This window comes from Micropruina sp., from assembly GCF_027492755.1.
Taxonomy (GTDB): domain Bacteria; phylum Actinomycetota; class Actinomycetes; order Propionibacteriales; family Propionibacteriaceae; genus Micropruina.
Genome location: NZ_JAPUED010000083.1, coordinates 1 through 16,695, shown reverse-complemented (window position 1 = coordinate 16,695; position 16,695 = coordinate 1). Strand labels below are relative to the sequence as shown.

Annotated in this window: 15 protein-coding genes and 2 pseudogenes; 11 read left to right on the top strand and 6 right to left on the bottom strand. The window is 68.5% G+C overall.

Annotated elements, in window-relative coordinates; translation table 11 throughout:
* The first annotated feature begins 1,061 nt into the window (after positions 1 to 1,061).
* The 3 genes from Q0066_RS05620 to Q0066_RS05610 all read left to right on the top strand — a co-directional run bounded on the left by Q0066_RS05620 (position 1,062) and on the right by Q0066_RS05610 (position 2,551).
* Positions 1,062 to 1,799 (top strand): hypothetical protein, encoded by a 738-nt coding sequence (locus Q0066_RS05620; protein ID WP_298130925.1) that lies wholly within the window; start codon positions 1,062 to 1,064, stop codon positions 1,797 to 1,799.
* 135 nt (positions 1,800 to 1,934) lie between these two features.
* Positions 1,935 to 2,165 (top strand): type II toxin-antitoxin system prevent-host-death family antitoxin, encoded by a 231-nt coding sequence (locus Q0066_RS05615; RefSeq protein ID WP_298130922.1) that lies wholly within the window; start codon positions 1,935 to 1,937, stop codon positions 2,163 to 2,165.
* Positions 2,162 to 2,551 carry a type II toxin-antitoxin system VapC family toxin gene (locus Q0066_RS05610; RefSeq protein ID WP_298130920.1) on the top strand — a complete coding sequence of 130 codons (390 nt, stop codon included), beginning with the start codon at positions 2,162 to 2,164 and terminating at the stop codon, positions 2,549 to 2,551. Before Q0066_RS05615 ends, Q0066_RS05610 begins: the two co-directional genes overlap by 4 nt.
* Here Q0066_RS05610 and Q0066_RS05605 read toward each other — a convergent pair.
* From Q0066_RS05605 to hemC, 6 genes and pseudogenes are all read right to left on the bottom strand, one after another.
* Positions 2,525 to 2,965 (bottom strand): GNAT family N-acetyltransferase, encoded by a 441-nt coding sequence (locus tag Q0066_RS05605; RefSeq protein WP_298130927.1) that lies wholly within the window; start codon positions 2,963 to 2,965, stop codon positions 2,525 to 2,527. The two genes, Q0066_RS05610 and Q0066_RS05605, sit on opposite strands and share 27 nt — an antisense overlap.
* A gap of 102 nt (positions 2,966 to 3,067) precedes the next feature.
* A pseudogene (gene cobA, locus Q0066_RS05600) lies at positions 3,068 to 3,790 on the bottom strand (uroporphyrinogen-III C-methyltransferase); the annotation flags it as partial.
* Positions 3,791 to 3,908: 118 nt separating this feature from the next.
* A complete protein-coding gene (gene hemL, locus Q0066_RS05595) occupies positions 3,909 to 5,222 on the bottom strand; it encodes a glutamate-1-semialdehyde 2,1-aminomutase (RefSeq protein WP_298130918.1) in 1,314 nt (437 codons plus the stop codon).
* Positions 5,219 to 6,202 carry a porphobilinogen synthase gene (gene hemB / locus Q0066_RS05590; RefSeq protein WP_298130916.1) on the bottom strand — a complete coding sequence of 328 codons (984 nt, stop codon included), beginning with the start codon at positions 6,200 to 6,202 and terminating at the stop codon, positions 5,219 to 5,221. Before hemB ends, hemL begins: the two co-directional genes overlap by 4 nt.
* A complete protein-coding gene (locus tag Q0066_RS05585; protein WP_298130926.1) occupies positions 6,199 to 6,903 on the bottom strand; it encodes a uroporphyrinogen-III synthase in 705 nt (234 codons plus the stop codon). The genes hemB and Q0066_RS05585 overlap by 4 nt, the downstream gene beginning before the upstream one ends.
* A gap of 321 nt (positions 6,904 to 7,224) precedes the next feature.
* Positions 7,225 to 7,965, bottom strand: a pseudogene (gene hemC, locus Q0066_RS05580) (hydroxymethylbilane synthase); the annotation flags it as partial.
* Between the two features lie 134 nt (positions 7,966 to 8,099).
* Here hemC and Q0066_RS05575 point away from each other — a divergent pair.
* From Q0066_RS05575 to tyrS, 8 genes are all read left to right on the top strand, one after another.
* Positions 8,100 to 8,879, top strand: coding sequence for an HAD-IIA family hydrolase (locus Q0066_RS05575; protein ID WP_298130915.1), 780 nt, complete (start codon positions 8,100 to 8,102; stop codon positions 8,877 to 8,879).
* 199 nt (positions 8,880 to 9,078) lie between these two features.
* Entirely contained in the window at positions 9,079 to 10,134 is a 1,056-nt protein-coding gene (gene argC / locus Q0066_RS05570) for an N-acetyl-gamma-glutamyl-phosphate reductase (protein ID WP_298130914.1), read from the top strand.
* Positions 10,131 to 11,285 (top strand): bifunctional glutamate N-acetyltransferase/amino-acid acetyltransferase ArgJ, encoded by a 1,155-nt coding sequence (gene argJ / locus Q0066_RS05565; RefSeq protein WP_298130913.1) that lies wholly within the window; start codon positions 10,131 to 10,133, stop codon positions 11,283 to 11,285. The genes argC and argJ overlap by 4 nt, the downstream gene beginning before the upstream one ends.
* A complete protein-coding gene (argB, locus tag Q0066_RS05560) occupies positions 11,282 to 12,208 on the top strand; it encodes an acetylglutamate kinase (RefSeq protein ID WP_298130912.1) in 927 nt (308 codons plus the stop codon). Before argJ ends, argB begins: the two co-directional genes overlap by 4 nt.
* Complete coding sequence (locus Q0066_RS05555; protein WP_298130911.1) at positions 12,205 to 13,410, top strand: acetylornithine transaminase; 1,206 nt, start codon at positions 12,205 to 12,207, stop codon at positions 13,408 to 13,410. The genes argB and Q0066_RS05555 overlap by 4 nt, the downstream gene beginning before the upstream one ends.
* Positions 13,407 to 13,907: an arginine repressor gene (locus tag Q0066_RS05550; RefSeq protein WP_298130910.1), complete on the top strand. Its 501-nt coding sequence runs from the start codon at positions 13,407 to 13,409 to the stop codon at positions 13,905 to 13,907. Before Q0066_RS05555 ends, Q0066_RS05550 begins: the two co-directional genes overlap by 4 nt.
* Before the next feature lies 1 nt (position 13,908).
* The gene (gene argH, locus Q0066_RS05545; RefSeq protein ID WP_298130909.1) at positions 13,909 to 15,345 is read left to right on the top strand and encodes an argininosuccinate lyase; all 1,437 of its coding nucleotides are present in this window, start codon (positions 13,909 to 13,911) and stop codon (positions 15,343 to 15,345) included.
* Positions 15,346 to 15,425: 80 nt separating this feature from the next.
* Positions 15,426 to 16,695: tyrosine--tRNA ligase (tyrS, locus tag Q0066_RS05540; RefSeq protein WP_298130908.1), on the top strand; the 1,270-nt coding region annotated here is incomplete at its 3' end.

The window sequence follows — 16,695 nt, the reverse complement described above, 5'->3', positions numbered from 1 at the left end:
CGGACGCTGAAGGACGCCGAGATCGCCGCAGCCCGTGACTCCGCGGTGGCCGAAGCGGTGCGCCGATTCGAGGCCGTCCAGCGGGTGTAGATCATGAGATTTGGTCAGGTCGAGCATGCTGACGGATTTCGCTACCTCATTGACGATCTCTAGTGTTCTGTCTAGTATCCGTCGATAGCACGGGAGTTCTTCCGTGCGCAGGATCTACAGAGGCCCCCACATGCTCAGTGTTCGACATTCTTTCAAGCCGGGGCTGCGTGTTGTTGCTTGTCTCGCGATTTTCCTCTCGGTGTCTCTTGCGCATCCCGCGGTGTCACATGCAGATGATGAAGTCGATCCTCTCAGCGGGCAGACTGCTAGACCTGTCCCGCGAGATGGCGATGGCAGCGTGGCTGAGCCAACCTCTCAATCGTCAAGTGTTGTCCCAAATGTGGTGCAGCCGAACCCGCCGACAGGCTGTGATATACCAGCAGGTGGAATATATGGCTGCTGGTGGAAGGATAGCTACTTCCGCGGGTCAAACTTCTCCATTCCTGCCACGAAGTTTGCTAAGCGCACCGTCTGTGGCTTCTGGGATCTAAGTAAGAGCCCTAGTGGGTGGCAAAATAAAATCTCTTCGATGGCTAACTGGACGAATGACTCACACTACTATTTCACCGGGAAGAATGGAAATGGAAGTCGCTTGACCGTTTCCAAAAACAGTTCACGCTCAACTCTGAGCAGTACCTTTAACGACAAGATCAACAGCGTGTCGTTGATATGCTATGCTGCATGAATATCGTCAGCTGATTGTTACTATTCTTGCAGATTCCCCGCTTTTGTGCAGACAGGACTGTACGTAATTGAGTGCATTGAGCCGTGCTGTCCCAGCGAAGTTGGCCCCTTGGCTTGGAGGGATCTCTTCCGTGGTCTTGCTAACTGGGCTCTTGGCGGGATGTGGTCAGGCCGACATATCCAGTAGGGAGAGCCCACAGTCGCCTTCGATGTCCCCAGTGTCTCTTAGTCCCAATGCTCCAGCTCAGAGCGACCTTCCGAGCCCGTCCAAGAAGAGTCTAAAAGCAGTGCTGAACTGGGCCGACGCCACGATTGAGTTGCCGTTGGATCGCTATGGGATGTCTCCCCGAGAGGAGCAGTTGGTCGTTGTTGCCCAAAGCATCGTGTATGCGCGATGCGTCCGTCCCAGCGACAGCATTCCGACAATGGCGCTCCGGGAAGCGCGCCGCTATTTGTCCATGGCGCCGGACGCAAACCACTGGTTGTTTGGCTATTGGAATGCGCCCTACCTCGCAAAGAACGGGTCATCGGCGAGCGCGGTCCACTCGCCGCGGGCCATTGATGCAGATCAGGCGACCGCTGCCCGTTGCGGGGGTGAACCTGAGCACCGTGAGCTGGAGCCGATTGGTCCGAGCTACCAGCCCGACGACGAGCAGTTGCAGGGTGTCATGCTGTGGTCCGGCGAGGCATTCGATGCGACCCTCGCCGATCGGCGATTTGTTGCGATGACCAGGCAGATGGGTAAGTGTCTGCGAAAGTCGGGTCTCGCCGTGGACCGCGTGTCCGGGTTGGGCGGGGCCGAGCTGGGTAGCGACTGGAGCGCTGATCGACGCAAGAAGGCGCTGATGGCAGAGGCATCCTGCCGGGATTCCCATGGCATAACCCAGAGGACGGCCAACATCGCCGCCGAGATCCAGAGCAAGTACGTCGTGGCAAATCTGCCCGCGCTGACACGCATCCGGGCGGTCGCCACGCAGCGTGTGGCCAAAGCCCGGGCAATCCTGCGAGAGGTCGGCCTAGCTTAGTCGGCAGTTACCGTGATCATCGGGTATCGGGCAGAGCGAGGGGCAGATGCGAATCGACGCGGTGCGCTGGGACTGGCAGACTAAGTTGACCAATAATGGTTGACCAACCGTGGTCATCTATCTACCATCGTGGTTATGGACACGGTGAAGGTGCAGTACGCGAAGACGCATTTGTCTGCCCTGCTGACCGCCGTCGAGCACGGCGAGGAGATCGTCATCTCCCGCGGTGATCGTCCGGTTGCGCGTCTGGTCCCGCTGAAGGAGACCGAGGAGCGGGAACTCGGGTTCGTCGCCTATGAGGTGCCAGACTCGTTCTTCGAGCCATTGCCTGAGGAGGAACTCGCCGCCTGGGAAGGCTCGGCATGAGCTACTTGCTGGACACGCACACGCTGCTCTGGGCGCTGACGGCGCCATCGCGTCTTGGTGCAGGGGCTGCCCGAGTGGTGGCCGACCGCAGGTCGCAGGTGGCCGTGTCAGCAGCATCGGCGTGGGAGATCGCCACCAAGCATCGAATCGGCAAGCTGCCGCAGGCCGACGCGGTGGTCGGCGGCTACGCGCGCCATCTTGATCGTCTTGGAGTGACTCGCCTGCCGCTGACCGAGGATCACTGTCTGCTCAGCGGAGGCCTGGACTGGGAGCACCATGATCCATTCGACCGGATGCTCGCCGCGCAGGCGATGATCGAGTCGATGACGCTGATCACCGATGATTCGGTGTTCCACGGTTTAGCGGGTCTGCGAACTCTCTGGTGAGGTGAGCTTCACCAGCCGCACGGTATGGGGGACGTGGGGGAGCGAATCGTCGTCGTCCGGGATGAGTTGGTAACCGGCCCGGGTGTAGAGGCGAATATTCGCCTCGCTGCGTTTGCCGGTGAACAGCCACAGTCGACGCGCGGACGGCGGTGCTTGACGTTCGATGTGCTGCAGCAGCATCCGTCCGAGTCCCTGGCCCTGCAGGTCGGGGGCGACCATGAGGCGTCCGACCTCCCAGTCCGTACCGCGCAGAACTCCGCGCACGGCACCGATCAGGCGCGGTCCGCGTCGCAGCACCCAGGTCTCGTAGGTCGCGAAGTTCGCCCGGACGGTGGCCAGGTCTTCGTGCAGCGCCGGAATCTCGAAGGTGTTGTTGAGGATGGCGTCCGAGGTCCAGCAGGCGCGTTGCAGCACCAGCAGCTCGGCAGCGTCGTCGGCTCGCGCCGGTCGTAGCTCGTCGGTGACGGCTTCATCGGCCTTCGCGGCCTGTTCAAACTCGGACGGCGCCCCGACCGGTAACTCCTGGGCTGCCACCTCACCGATCACGGCGATCGCCGGCGCGTGGATTCCGACCTGCTTCGCCTGCTCGGCGATCTCGGTGACCCCGGCGCGGACGGTGCGCATGGTGGGCAGCCAGGCGTCCGCGATGACGGCCGCCGGTGTCTCGGCGGGCAGTCCTTGCGCGACGAGTTCGGCGCAGATCGCGCCGAGGTTGGCCACTCCCATCAGCACCACGATGGTGTGGCCGGCGTGGGCCAGCGCCGTCCAGTCGGTGGTCGAGGCGGGGTGACCCGGTGGTACATGTCCCGAGACCACGGTGAACGCCTGGACGACGCCGCGATGGGTGACCGGGATGCCGGCCAGCGCCGGTCCGGCGACCGCCGAGGTGACGCCCGGAATCACCGCCACGCCGAGACCGGCCTCGGCGCAGGCCAGCACCTCTTCGCCGCCACGTCCGAACACGAACGGGTCGCCGCCCTTGAACCGGACGACGTGCCGTCCGGCCTGGGCGTGCTCGATCAGTAGCTCGTTGATCCGCTGCTGCGAGGTGGCCCGTCCGCCGGGAATCTTGCCGACATCGATCAGCAACGCGCCAGGCGGGCATTCCTCCAGGCAGGACAGCGGCGCCAGATGGTCGTAGAGGACGACATCGGCGCCACGCAGCGCGTCGAGCCCAGCGACAGTGAGCAACCCAGGATCACCGGGTCCACCCCCGACCAACGTGACCCGCCCGGTCACCGCGGACCTCGTCGGTTGAGCTTGTGTTGGTTGAGCTTGTCGAAACCTCGCGAAGGGGTCTCGACAAGCTCGACCAGCGGTTGGCTGGGAGTCTCGGCAAGCTCGACCAACGGTGTGGTCACGATCGACTCGCGGCTCGGGCGGCCGATGGCAACGCGTCGACGATCCGGTTCAGCACGGCGTCGTCGTGCGCCGCGGACAGGAACCAGGCCTCGTATCCGGACGGGGGCAGCGCGACCCCGGCGTCCAACATGGCGTGGAAGAACCGGGCGAAGGCCGCTGAATCCTGCTGCTGGGCCGCCGGATAGTTGTCGATCGGGCCGTCGAATTCGCCGAAGAAGACGGTGAACAACGATCCGGCCGCCTGCACGCGGTGCGGAACCCCGGCCGAATCCAGGGCCGCCCCGATCGCCACCCGCAGCGCAGACGACGCGGCGTCCACCCGCTGGTAGACACTCTCGTCGGCCAGCGCCAGCGTGGTGATGCCGGCCGCCGTCGCGAGCGGATTCCCGGACAGCGTGCCCGCCTGGTAGACCGGACCGACCGGGGCCAGCAGATCCATCAGCTCGGCACGTCCGCCGATCGCGGCCAGTGGCATGCCGCCGCCGACCACCTTGCCGAAGGTGAACAGATCGGGCGCCTCAGCCAGCGGGGTGGTCTCGACACGCTCGACCGACGATTGCTCCAGCCCCCACCAGCCCCGGTAACCCACCCGGAAACCGGTCAGCACTTCGTCGAAGATCAGCAGCGCGCCGTGCCGCCGGGTGATCTCGCGAAGGAACGCGTTGAACCCATCCCGCGGCGGAACCACGCCCATATTCGCCGGTGCCGGCTCGGTGATCACCGCGGCGATCTGGTCCGGGTGCGCGGCGAACGCCGCCTCTAGGGCGTCCGGATCGTTGTAGGGCACCACGATCGTCTGGGCGGCGGTCGCCGCGGTGACTCCGGCCGAACCGGGCAGCCCCTGGGTGGCGACACCAGAGCCGGCGGCGGCCAGCAGACCGTCGGAATGCCCGTGGTAGCAGCCGGCGAACTTCACCACCAGGTCGCGTCCGGTGGCGCCGCGAGCCAGCCGGATCGCGGTCATGCACGCCTCGGTCCCGGTGGAGACGAAACGCACCTTCTCCGCCTCAGGAACTCGGTTCCGGACAGCCTCGGCCAGCTCGACCTCGGCCTGGGTGGGGGCGCCGAACGACAGTCCGCGTGCCGCCGCGGCCTGCACTGCGGCCACCACTTCCGGGTGGGCGTGGCCGAGCAGCGCCGGACCCCACGAGCCGACGGCGTCCACGTACTCGCGGCCGTCTGTGTCGTACAGGTACGGCCCGGACGCCCGCGCGATGAACACCGGATCGCCCCCCACCGAGCCGAACGCCCGGACCGGTGACGACACACCGCCGGGGATCACCCGGCAGGCCCGCTGAAAGAGACTCATCGCTTGCTCCCGTTCGCACGTTCGGCCAGTTCGGAGGCCGCATAGGTCAGCACGATGTCGGCACCGGCCCGCAGGATGGCGGTGACCGCCTCGGCCAGCGCGGCGTCCCGGTTCAGCCAACCCCGTTCGGCGGCGGCGCAGACCATCGCGTACTCGCCCGAAACGTGATACGCCGCGACCGGGACCTGGGACCGGGCGGCGACATCGGCGAGCACATCGAGGTAGTACCCGGCCGGCTTCACCATCAGCATGTCGGCGCCCTCGGCCTCGTCCAGATCGGCCTCCCGGACGCCCTCGCGGCGGTTCGCCGGATCCTGCTGGTAGGTGCGTCGGTCGCCCGACAGCGCTGAGTTCACGGCTTCGCGGAACGGTCCGTAGAAGGCCGAGGCGTACTTGGCTGCGTAGGCGAGGATCGCGGTGTCGGTGAAGCCAGCGGCGTCCAGGCCGTCACGGATCGCGGCCACCTGGCCGTCCATCATCCCGGACGGCCCCACCACATGCGCGCCGGCCCGGGCCTGGCTGAGCGCCAACTCGACGTAACGGTCGTTGGTGGCGTCGTTGTCGACCCGGCCGCGCTCGTCCAGCACCCCGCAATGGCCGTGGTCGGTGAACTCGTCCAGGCAGGTGTCGGCCATGATCACGATGTCGTCGCCGACGGCGTCCCGGAGAGCGGTCAGTGCCCGGTTGAGAATGCCGTCCGGAGAGGAGCCGACCGAGCCGACGGCGTCCTTGTCCTCGGGTCGGGGGACGCCGAACAGCATCACGCCGCCCAACCCGAGCGTGACGGACCGGCGCACCTCGTCGACCAGCGAATCGACGGTGTGCTGCACGACCCCCGGCAGCGAGCTGATCGGACGCGGCGCGTCCAGCCCCTCGGCGACGAACATCGGCAGCACCAGCTGACTCGGGTGGATCCGGGTCTCGGCCACCAGAGCACGCATGGCCGGCGTGCTGCGCAGCCGGCGGGGACGGACGATCATCGGTCTTCCTTTCGCAGGGTGGCCAGGGCGTTCACCAGCCCGGCCGGGGTTGCCTCGGCGGCGGTCGCGACCACGGTGAATCCGGCGGCACGGGCGGCTGCGGCACTGCTTTCGCCAAGCGCGACCACCGGGGGACCGGGCCGACCGAGCAGCTCCGCGGCGGCCCGGGCCACGGACGGCGCGGTCACCACGAACGCGTCGAAGCCGTCCGGCCAGCCTAGGCGGACCTCCTCATCGAGACTCTCGACCGGATCGGTCCGATAGACGGCGACCCGGTCGACGTGGAATCCGCGTGCGGTGAGACCGGCGTCCAGCCCCGCGGCCGGGTCGGCGGCTCCGGGCACCAGCACCCGTCCCGGTTCGTCGGGGAACGATGCGGCCAGGTCGGCGCCACCGGAACCCGAGGTCGGCAGCAGGTCCACCGGCAGCCCAGCCTCGCGGGCCGCGGCCGCGGTCGCAGGCCCCACGGCGGCGACCTTGGTGCCCTCAGGCAGTACGGCGGCAAGGTCGACACCGAGTTCACGCAGCGCGCCAAGGGTCCGGGCCGAGGTCAGCACCAGCCAGTCGTAGCCACCGGCGGCAAGTCCGCCGATCCGTTCGGCAATTCGGGGGTCGGCGACAGTCGTGTGCCGAGTGAAGGCCGCCGTCGTCACCTGGGCGCCGCGCAGCGCGACCGCCTCGGCGAGGCGGGACGGCGGCATCAGCACCCGCAGCCCGACCAGCGGCGCGAGGTCCTGCGCCATGGCGGCGACGATCTCCTTGATGGTGCCGACAGTTCGGGGGTCGGGCGAGTGCGGGGATAGCCCCGTTGGTCCGCTCTCGACCCGGATCGACTTGGCCAGAGTCGTCATCCCGTCCGGTGCTGCCAGCCGGGCCTGCAGTCGCAGCCGTGCCACCGTTGGTTGAGCTTGTCGAAACCCCCCGTCGCCGCCGATCTCGCCAAGGTCTCGACAAGCTCGACCAGCGACGGTCGGGTTGTCCGTCAAGACAATGTCGGCGGCGGTCGAGTCCTGAGTCGGTTCAGCCGTGACCTCCGCCAGGGCACCGAACGGCGCGGCACAACCCGCCTCAACCAGCCGCATCAGCTCCCGCTCGGCCTCCACCGCGATCCGGGTGGGGGAGTGATCGAGTTGCGCCAGCAGGGCCAGCAGCTCGGTGTCTCCGCTGCGACACTCCAAGGCGAGAGCCCCCTGCGCGGGCGCCGGCATCAGCACGTCCGGCTCGAAGAACTCGGTGATCGCGTCGGCGCGGCCCAGCCGGTTCAGACCCGCAGCGGCCAGCACCACCGCGTCCAGATCGGCGCCGACCCGGCTCAGCCGGGTGTCGACGTTACCGCGGATGTCCACGACTTCCAGATCCCACCGCACGGCCCGAAGCTGGGCGGCACGCCGGGGTGATCCGGTGCCGATCTTCGCACCCCGCGGCAGGCCCCAGAGCCCGAGCCCGTCCCGGGCACACAGGGCGTCCCGCGGATCCTCCCTCTCGGGGATCGCACCCAGGGTCAACCCCTCGGCAGGGGTGGTGGGCAGGTCCTTCAACGAGTGCACCGCCAGGTCGCAGGCGCCGGCCAGCACCGCCTCACGGACGGCCGCCACGAACACGCCCACACCGCCCATGCTGGACAGCGGAGCAGTGGAAACGTCGCCCAGAGTCTTGACCGCCACCAGCTCGACGTCGGCGCCCAGGCCGCGCAGGGCGTCCGCGATCATGCCCGACTGCACCATGGCCAGTCGGGAGCCGCGGGTCGCGAGCCGGATCTGCATCCCTCGATCTTGCCGCACGGCGCCGACGTCCGTGACCCGCATCCGGCGACTGGTCGAGGTGTCCAGGGAACGGACGAATGGCGCTGCCAGAGTATGTTTTAGTACTTTTGACTAAAAACGAGTATGATGAAGTCATGCGAAAAGCTCGCGATATTGAATGCTGGCTCACCGACATGGACGGCGTCCTCGTGCACGAGGAGCAGGCTCTCCCCGGTGCAGCCGAACTGATCGAGCGCTGGGTCGACACCTCCAAGCGCTTCCTTGTTCTGACCAACAACTCGCTCTTCACCCCTCGTGACCTCGCCGCGCGCCTGGAGCGCTCCGGCCTGCGGATCCCCGAGGAGAACATCTGGACCTCCGCCATGGCCACCGGCGCCTTCCTCGCCGAGCAGCCCGGCGACAAGACCGCCTTCGTGATCGGCGAGGCGGGCCTGACCACCGCCATCCATGATGCCGGCTTCGTCCTCACCGAGACCGACCCGGACTTCGTGGTGCTCGGCGAGACCCGCAACATCTCATTCGAGGCGATCACCAAGGCGATCCGGCTGATCACCAAGGGTGCCCGGTTCATCGTGACCAACCCGGACACCACCGGCCCGTCCAAGGACGGCCTGCTGCCCGCCGCGGGTGCGGTGGCGGCCATGATCACCGCGGCGACCAACCGGACGCCGTACGTGGTCGGCAAGCCGAACCCGATGATGTTCCGCTCGGCCATGCGCCGGATCGAGGCTCACTCCGAGTCCACCGCGATGATCGGCGACCGGATGGACACCGACATCGTCGCGGGCATGGAGGCCGGTCTGCACACCGTTCTGGTGCTCAGCGGCCTGACTACGACAGAGGATGTGGCCAAGTACCCGTTCCGGCCGAACCAGATCCTCGGCGGCGTGAACGAGCTGATCGACCACATCTGACCCGGTGCCGGGCCACCCCTCGCGGTGTGCCCGGCCCGGTGTCGGACGCCGGTCTTGAGATGCGCGTCCGGCACCCAAGGCCCTCCCTAACTACCTACGCCCTCCCACATGCGGGAGGGCTGAACTGGTTAGGGAGGGTTTTGTCGTGTCGTCGCGAGCCGATTGGAATATTCATTCCACCTTCGGCATAGTAATGCCTATGTCTGTTCGGATCGCTGTCGCGGGGTGCACCGGCTACGCCGGAGGCGAGCTGCTGCGGCTGCTGTTGCAGCACCCCGAGGTCACCATCGGCAACCTGACGGCCAAGTCCAGCGCGGGTTCGCGGCTGATCGAACACCACCCGCACCTGCTGCCGTTGGCCGACGTCGAGGTGCTCGACACTACCGCCGCGAACCTGGCCGGTCACGATGTGGTCTTCCTGGCGCTGCCGCACGGGGCGTCCGCGGCCGTGGCCGAGCAACTCGGCGACGACGTGCTGGTGATCGACGCCGGCGCCGACTTCCGGCTGAGCGACCCGGCCGACTGGCAGAAGTTCTACGGGACGCCGCACGCCGGCACCTGGCCCTACGGCCTGCCCGAACTTCCCGGCCAGCGGGCCGTCCTCGCCGAGACCAATCGGATCGCCGTCCCGGGCTGCTTCCCGACCACCGTCACGCTGGCGCTGTTGCCGGCGCTGACCGCCGGCCTGACCGACGGCCGGGACGTGGTGGTGGTCGCCCCGACCGGGCCGTCCGGGGCCGGCAAGAGCCTCAGGGTCAACCTGCTGGCCGCCGAACTGCTGGGCAACGCCAGCGCCTACGGGGTTGGGGGCGTGCACCGGCACGTCCCCGAGATGCTGCAGAACTTCCGTCGGCTCGGCGCCCAGGCGCCGACCCTGTCGTTCACCCCGGTGCTGGTGCCGATGGCGCGCGGCATCCTGGCCACGGTGACCGCGCCGCTGAACGGCAACAACCTCGACAACAAGGATCTCGACAAGCTCGATCAACGGGTGCGAACCGCCTACGCGGAGGCCTACGCCGACGAACCCTTCGTCCACCTTCTGCCCGAGGGCATCTGGCCGCAGACCCAGGCAGTGTTCGGCTCCAATGCCGTCCAGGTCCAGGTCGCGGTCGATGAAGCCGCGAACCGCCTGGTCGCCGTCGCCGCGCTGGACAACCTGGCCAAGGGCACCGCGGGCGGCGCCGTCCAATCCATGAACCTGGCTCTCGGACTCCCCGAGACCACCGGCCTGTCGACGATCGGAGTCGCGCCATGAGCGTCACCACCCCCAAGGGCTTCACCGCGACCGGTGTCACCGCCGGCCTCAAGGAATCCGGACGCCCCGACCTCGCGATCGTCGTCAACAACGGTCCGGACGCCCACGCGGCCGCCGTGTTCACCTCCAACGCCTTCAAGGCAGCACCCGTGCTGTGGTCGGCCGACGTCGTCGCGAACGGACGCCTCGCCGCGGTCGTGCTCAACTCCGGCGGCGCCAACGCCTGCACCGGACGCGCCGGACTGGACGACGCCCGCCAGATGGCCGAGTGGACGGCGGCGTCCGTCGGTTGCGAGGTCGACGACGTGGCGGTCTGCTCCACCGGGCTGATCGGCGTCCGGCTGCCGATGACGAAGGTGCTGGCCGGCATCGAGCTGGCCGCGCAGGACCTCTCCGAAGAGGGCGGACCGGCGGCCGCCGAGGCGATCATGACCACCGACACCGTCGCCAAGCAGGCCGACTACTCCTCGCCGCAGCACTGGGCGATCGGCGGCATGGCGAAGGGTGCCGGCATGCTGGCGCCCGCGCTGGCCACCATGCTCGTCGTGCTTACCACCGACGCGGTCGTCGCGCCCGACCAGCTGGACGCCGCACTCCGCACTGCGACCGGGTTCACCTTCGACCGAACCGACTCCGACGGCTGCATGTCCACCAACGACACGGTGATCCTGCTGGCCAGCGGGGCGTCCGGGGTCGAGGCCGACCCGGAGGAGTTCACCGAGGCGCTCACCGGAGTCTGCCATTCGCTGGCCCGGCAGTTGCTCGCCGACGCCGAGGGCTCGGCCCACGACATCGAGGTGACGGTCTCCGGCGCGGCAACTGAAGACGAGGCGCTGGCCGTCGCCCGCGCCATCGCCCGCAGCAACCTGTTCAAGTGCGCGGTCTTCGGCAACGACCCCAACTGGGGCCGGGTGCTGGCCTCGGCCGGCACGGTGCAAGCCCAGTTCGACCCCGACCACGTCGATGTCGCCTTCAACGGCACCGAGGTCTTCGTCGACGGCCAGCTGGGCGCCGACCGGTCCGAGGTGGATCTGACCGGACGCGAGGTGACCGTCGACCTCAACCTGCACGCCGGCGACGCAACAGCCACCATCTGGACCAACGATCTCACCTACGACTACGTCAAAGAGAACGCGGAGTACTCCACATGAGCCCCACCACCCGGACCCGGGAAACCCTCGCCGGAGTGATCGGCAAGGCTGAGACCCTGATCGAGGCGCTGCCCTGGCTGGAGCGCTACGCCGGCAAGATCGTGGTGATCAAGTACGGCGGCAACGCGATGGTCAACGACGAACTCAAGCGGGCCTTCGCCGACGACATCGTCTTCCTGCGCCGCTGCGGGCTGAAGCCGGTGGTGGTGCACGGCGGCGGTCCGCAAATCTCGTCGATGCTCGGACGCCTCGGCATTCCGTCCGAGTTCCGCGGCGGGCTCCGGGTCACCTCGCCCGAGGCGATGGACGTCGTCCGGATGGTGCTGGTGGGTCAGGTCGGACGCGAACTGGTCGGCCTGCTCAACGCCCACGGTCCGCTCGCGGTTGGCCTGTCCGGTGAGGACGCCGGCCTGTTCACCGCCACTCGGCGCGGGGTGACCATTGACGGCGAGCACGTCGACATCGGCCTGGTGGGCGATGTCACCACCGTCCGTCCGGAGACGGTGCTCGACCTGATCGCCGGCGGCCGCATTCCGGTGATCGCCACCGTCGCTCCGGATGAGGACGGCAACGTGCACAACGTGAACGCCGACACCGCCGCGGCGGCACTGGCTGTGGCGCTGGGCGCCGAGCGGTTCGTGGTGCTCACCGACGTCGAGGGCCTGTACGCCGACTGGCCGACCTGCGAGCAGGTGATCGCCCAGATCACGCCGTCCGAGCTCGATGCGATGCTGCCGTCGCTGGAGGCCGGCATGATCCCCAAGATGGAAGCCTGTCTGCAGGCCATCCGCGAAGGCGTCGGACGGGCCACCATCATCGACGGCCGGGTGGCGCACAGCCTGCTGCTGGAGATCTTCACCACCGAGGGCATCGGCACCATGGTGGTCCGCGAGGACGAGTCCGAGGAACAGGAGCCGGCATGACCGTGGTAGCCGACAACGGCGCGCAGGCCGAGCTGACAACGCGCTACGCCCATGCGCTGATGAACACTTTCGGGCCGCCCAAGCGAGTGTTCGTGCGGGGCGAGGGCGTCCACCTCTGGGACGCCGACGGCAATCGCTATCTGGACATGCTGTCCGGATTGGCGGTGAACGCTCTGGGCCATGCCCATCCGCAGGTGATCGGCGCTATCTCGGCGCAACTGTCCACCCTGGGGCACGTGTCGAACTTCTTCGCCACTCCCACCCAGATCGCGCTGGCCGAGAAGCTGGCCGGGTTCGTCACCGCCAACCACCCCGATCTGCCGGCACGGGTGTTCTTCACCAACTCGGGCACCGAGGCCAACGAGGCCGGCTTCAAGATCACCCGCCGCACCGGCCGGACCCGGCTGATCGCGATGGAAGGTTCCTTTCACGGCCGCAGCCTCGGCGCGCTGGCGCTGACCAGCAACCCCGCCTACCGCGAGCCGTTCGAGCCGCTGCCCGGTGAGGTGATCTTCGTTCCCTACGGTGACTCCGACGCCTTGGCCGCCGTCCTCGACGACACGGTTGCGGCCGTGATCGTGGAGCCCGTTCAGGGTGAGAACGGTGTGGTGGAACCGCCGTCGGACTATTTGGCCCAGGTACGTGAGCTGACCAGCGCCGCCGGTGCACTGCTGTGGATCGACGAGGTGCAAACCGGCATCGGACGCTGTGGCGACTGGCTGGCCAGCACCAGATCCGGGGTGACCGGCGACATCGTCACGTTCGCCAAGGGCCTCGGCAACGGCTTCCCGGTCGGCGCCTGCGTGGCCACCGGTGCGGCGGCGTCCCTGCTCGGACCGGGCGCGCACGGCACCACCTTCGGCGGCAACCCGGTGGCCGCCGCGGCCGGGCTCGCGGTGCTCGGCATCATCGAGCGGGACGGCCTGCTCGCCCGGGTCCGGACGGCGGGGGAGCGGCTGGCCAGCGGCATCCTGAACCTGCAGCACCCCAGGGTGTCCGCGGTGCGCGGGCAGGGGCTGCTGCGCGGCGTGGTACTCACCGATGCGATCGCTCCGGCGGTCGCGGACGCCGCGCTGGCGTCCGGTTTCGTGATCAACGCGCCGCGCCCCAACGTGCTGCGGCTGGCGCCGCCGCTGATCATCTCCGACGCCGACCTGGACGGCTTCGTCGCCGCGCTGCCCGACCTGCTGGAGGCCGGGTGAACGAAACACGGTTGCCGCAGACCAAGACCGCCCGGCAGGCCCGCATCGTCGAACTGATCGGACGCCAACCGGTGCGTTCCCAGACCGAACTGGCCTCGCTGCTGGCCGCCGAGGGTGTTGCAGTCACCCAGGGCACGCTCAGCAAGGACCTGGTCGACGTCGGCGCCATCCGGATCCGGCAGGGCGACGGCGAGTTCAGCTACGCCCTGCTCGCCGGCGAGACTCCGGGCGACTCCTCGGCGGCCACCGTCCGGCTCTCCCGGCTGTGCGCCGAACTGCTGGTGTCGGCCGAAGGCTCGGCGAATCTGGCCGTGCTGCGGACGCTGCCGGGCGCCGCGCAATACTTCGCCTCGGCGATCGATCGGGTGGCGCTGCCCGAGGTGCTCGGCACCATCGCCGGCGACGACACCATCGCGGTGATCACCCGCGACCCCGCCGGGGGACCTGCCCTGGCCGAGACCATGTTGGCGATGAGCCACAACCCACGAACGGAGTGAGATGAGCAACCCCCCAGCCGAGCCGACGAACGACGGTGCGGAGGCAACCGGACGCCTGTGGGGCGGCCGGTTCGCCGGCGGCCCAGCCGACGCCATGTTCGCGCTGTCGGTGTCCACCGCTTTCGACTGGCGGCTGGCCCGGCACGACCTGGCGGGCTCCCGGGCACACGCCCGGGCACTGCACGCCGCAGGGCTGCTCACCGATGACGAACTGACCGGGATGATCGCCGGCCTGGACGCGCTCGAGGCCGACGTGGTCTCCGGCGCCTACGTGGCGGCACCCACCGACGAGGACGTGCACGGCTCACTGGAGCGCGGCCTGATCGAGCGGGTCGGCCCCGAACTGGGCGGACGGCTGCGCGCCGGCCGGTCCCGCAACGACCAGATCGCCACCCTGATCCGGCTGTACCTGCGTGACGAGCTCGTCGTGCTGGGTGAGTCGCTCGGCACCGTGATCGAGGCATTGGCCGGACAGGCCGAGCGCCACCTCGGCGCGGTGATGCCGGGCCGGACCCATCTGCAGCATGCGCAGCCGGTGCTGCTCTCGCACCATCTGCTGGCCCATGCCTGGCCGCTGGTCCGCGACCTGCAGCGGCTGGCCGACCTCGACGTCCGGCTGGCCCAGAGCCCGTATGGCTCGGCGGCGCTGGCCGGCACCTCGCTCGGCCTCGATCCCGAGGCGGTGGCGGCCGACCTGGGCTTCGCCGGCTCGGTCGCCAACTCGATCGACGGGACGTCCGCCCGCGACCTGGTCGCCGAGGCCGCCTACGTACTGGCCCAGATCTCGGTCGACCTGTCCCGGCTGGCCGAAGAGGTCATCCTGTGGTGCACCGTCGAGTTCGGCTTCGCCAGCCTCGACGACGCCTGGTCGACCGGCTCGTCGATCATGCCGCAGAAGAAGAACCCCGACGTCGCCGAACTCACCCGCGGCAAGGCCGGACGCCTGATCGGCAACCTCACCGGCCTGCTCGCCACCCTGAAGGGCCTGCCGTTGGCCTACAACCGCGACCTGCAGGAGGACAAGGAGCCGGTCTTCGACGGCCTCGACCAGCTGCGGGTGCTGGTGCCCGCGGTCGCCGGCATGGTGGCGACCCTGACCTTCCACACCGACCGGATGGCCGAGCTGGCCCCGCGCGGATTCTCGCTGGCCACCGACATGGCCGACTGGCTGGTCCGCCAGCGGGTGCCGTTCGCCCAGGCCCACGACATCACCGGAGCCGCGGTGAAGTACTGCGAGGCCCACGGCATCGACCTGCCCGACCTGACCGCCGAGCAGCTCGCCGAGATCCACCCCGCGCTCACCCCCCAGGTGCTCGAGGTGCTGACCGTCGAAGGCTCGGTAGCCGCCCGTGACGGACGCGGTGGCACCGCCCCCGTCCGAGTCGCCGAGCAACTCGCCGAACTCCGCGCCGCCGCGTCCAAGCTCATCGCCGAGTGACCAAGAGAACCGTCCCCGCGGCCACCGGGGACGGTTCTCTCGGTCACCGGGCCCGGTGCGTCCCACTAGGCTTACCCAGCGTGACCGACGTATTCGAAGAACTGTCCTGGCGGGGACTGATCGCCCACTCCACCGATGCCGAGGCGCTCCGTGCGCACCTGGACGCCGGACCGATCACCTTCTATGTCGGCTTCGATCCCACCGCCCCCAGCATCCACATGGGCAACCTGGTGCAGATGATGGTGGCCCGCGCGCTGCAGCGGGCCGGACATCGTCCGATCATCCTGGTCGGCGGCTCCACCGGTCTGATCGGCGACCCCAAGCAGGCGGGGGAGCGGTCCATGAACCCGAGGGAGCTGGTCGGCGAGTGGGTGACGAGGATCCGTGATCAGGTCAGCCGGCTGATCTCCTTCGACGGTCCCAGCGGCGCGGTCGTTGTGAACAACTACGACTGGACGGCCGAACTCTCCACCCTCGATTTCCTGCGGGACGTGGGCAAACACTTCCCGGTCAACCGGATGCTCGACCGCGAGGTGGTCAAGGCGCGCCTCGAGTCGGGGATCTCCTACACCGAGTTCTCCTACGTGCTGCTGCAGTCACTGGACTACCGCGAGCTGTTCCGCCGGCACGGTTGCACCTTGCAGACAGGTGGCTCCGATCAGTGGGGGAACATCACTGCGGGGGTCGAACTGATCCGACGCTCGGAGGCAGCACGAGTGCACGCTTTGGCGACGCCGCTGCTGACCAAGGCCGACGGAACGAAGTTCGGCAAGACCGAGTCCGGCACGGTCTGGCTCGATCCGGCGATGACCTCGCCGTACGCGTTCCACCAGTTCTTCCTGAACTCTGAGGACGCCAAGGTGATCGACTACCTGAAGGTGTTCAGCGAGCGCCCCCGGGAGGAGATCGAAGAGATCGCCGCCCGCAGCGCGGAGGCGCCGCACCTGCGGATCGCCCAGCGGGCACTGGCCGACGACGTGACCGACCTGGTGCACTCGCCCGCCGAGCGTGAGGCGGCCACCGAGGCAGCCCAGGCCCTCTTCGGGCGCGGTGACCTGGCGTCGCTGCCCGCCGACACGCTGCGAGCCGTCGGGGCCGAGCTGGGCGCTCGGAGCTTGTCTACGGAGGATGGCCTGCCGAGCGTCGTGGACGCCCTGGAGGTAGCCGGCGTCGTCGCCAGCAAGTCGGCGGCTCGGCGGGCGATCAGTGAGGGCGGTGCCTACGTGAACAACGCGAAGGTGAGCGATCCGGCCGCACGGCTGACGGCCGACGACGTGCTGCCCGGCGGCTTGGTGGTGCTCCGTCGCGGACGCCGCACGGTCGGCGCCGTCCAATTGGAGGTCAGCGCGT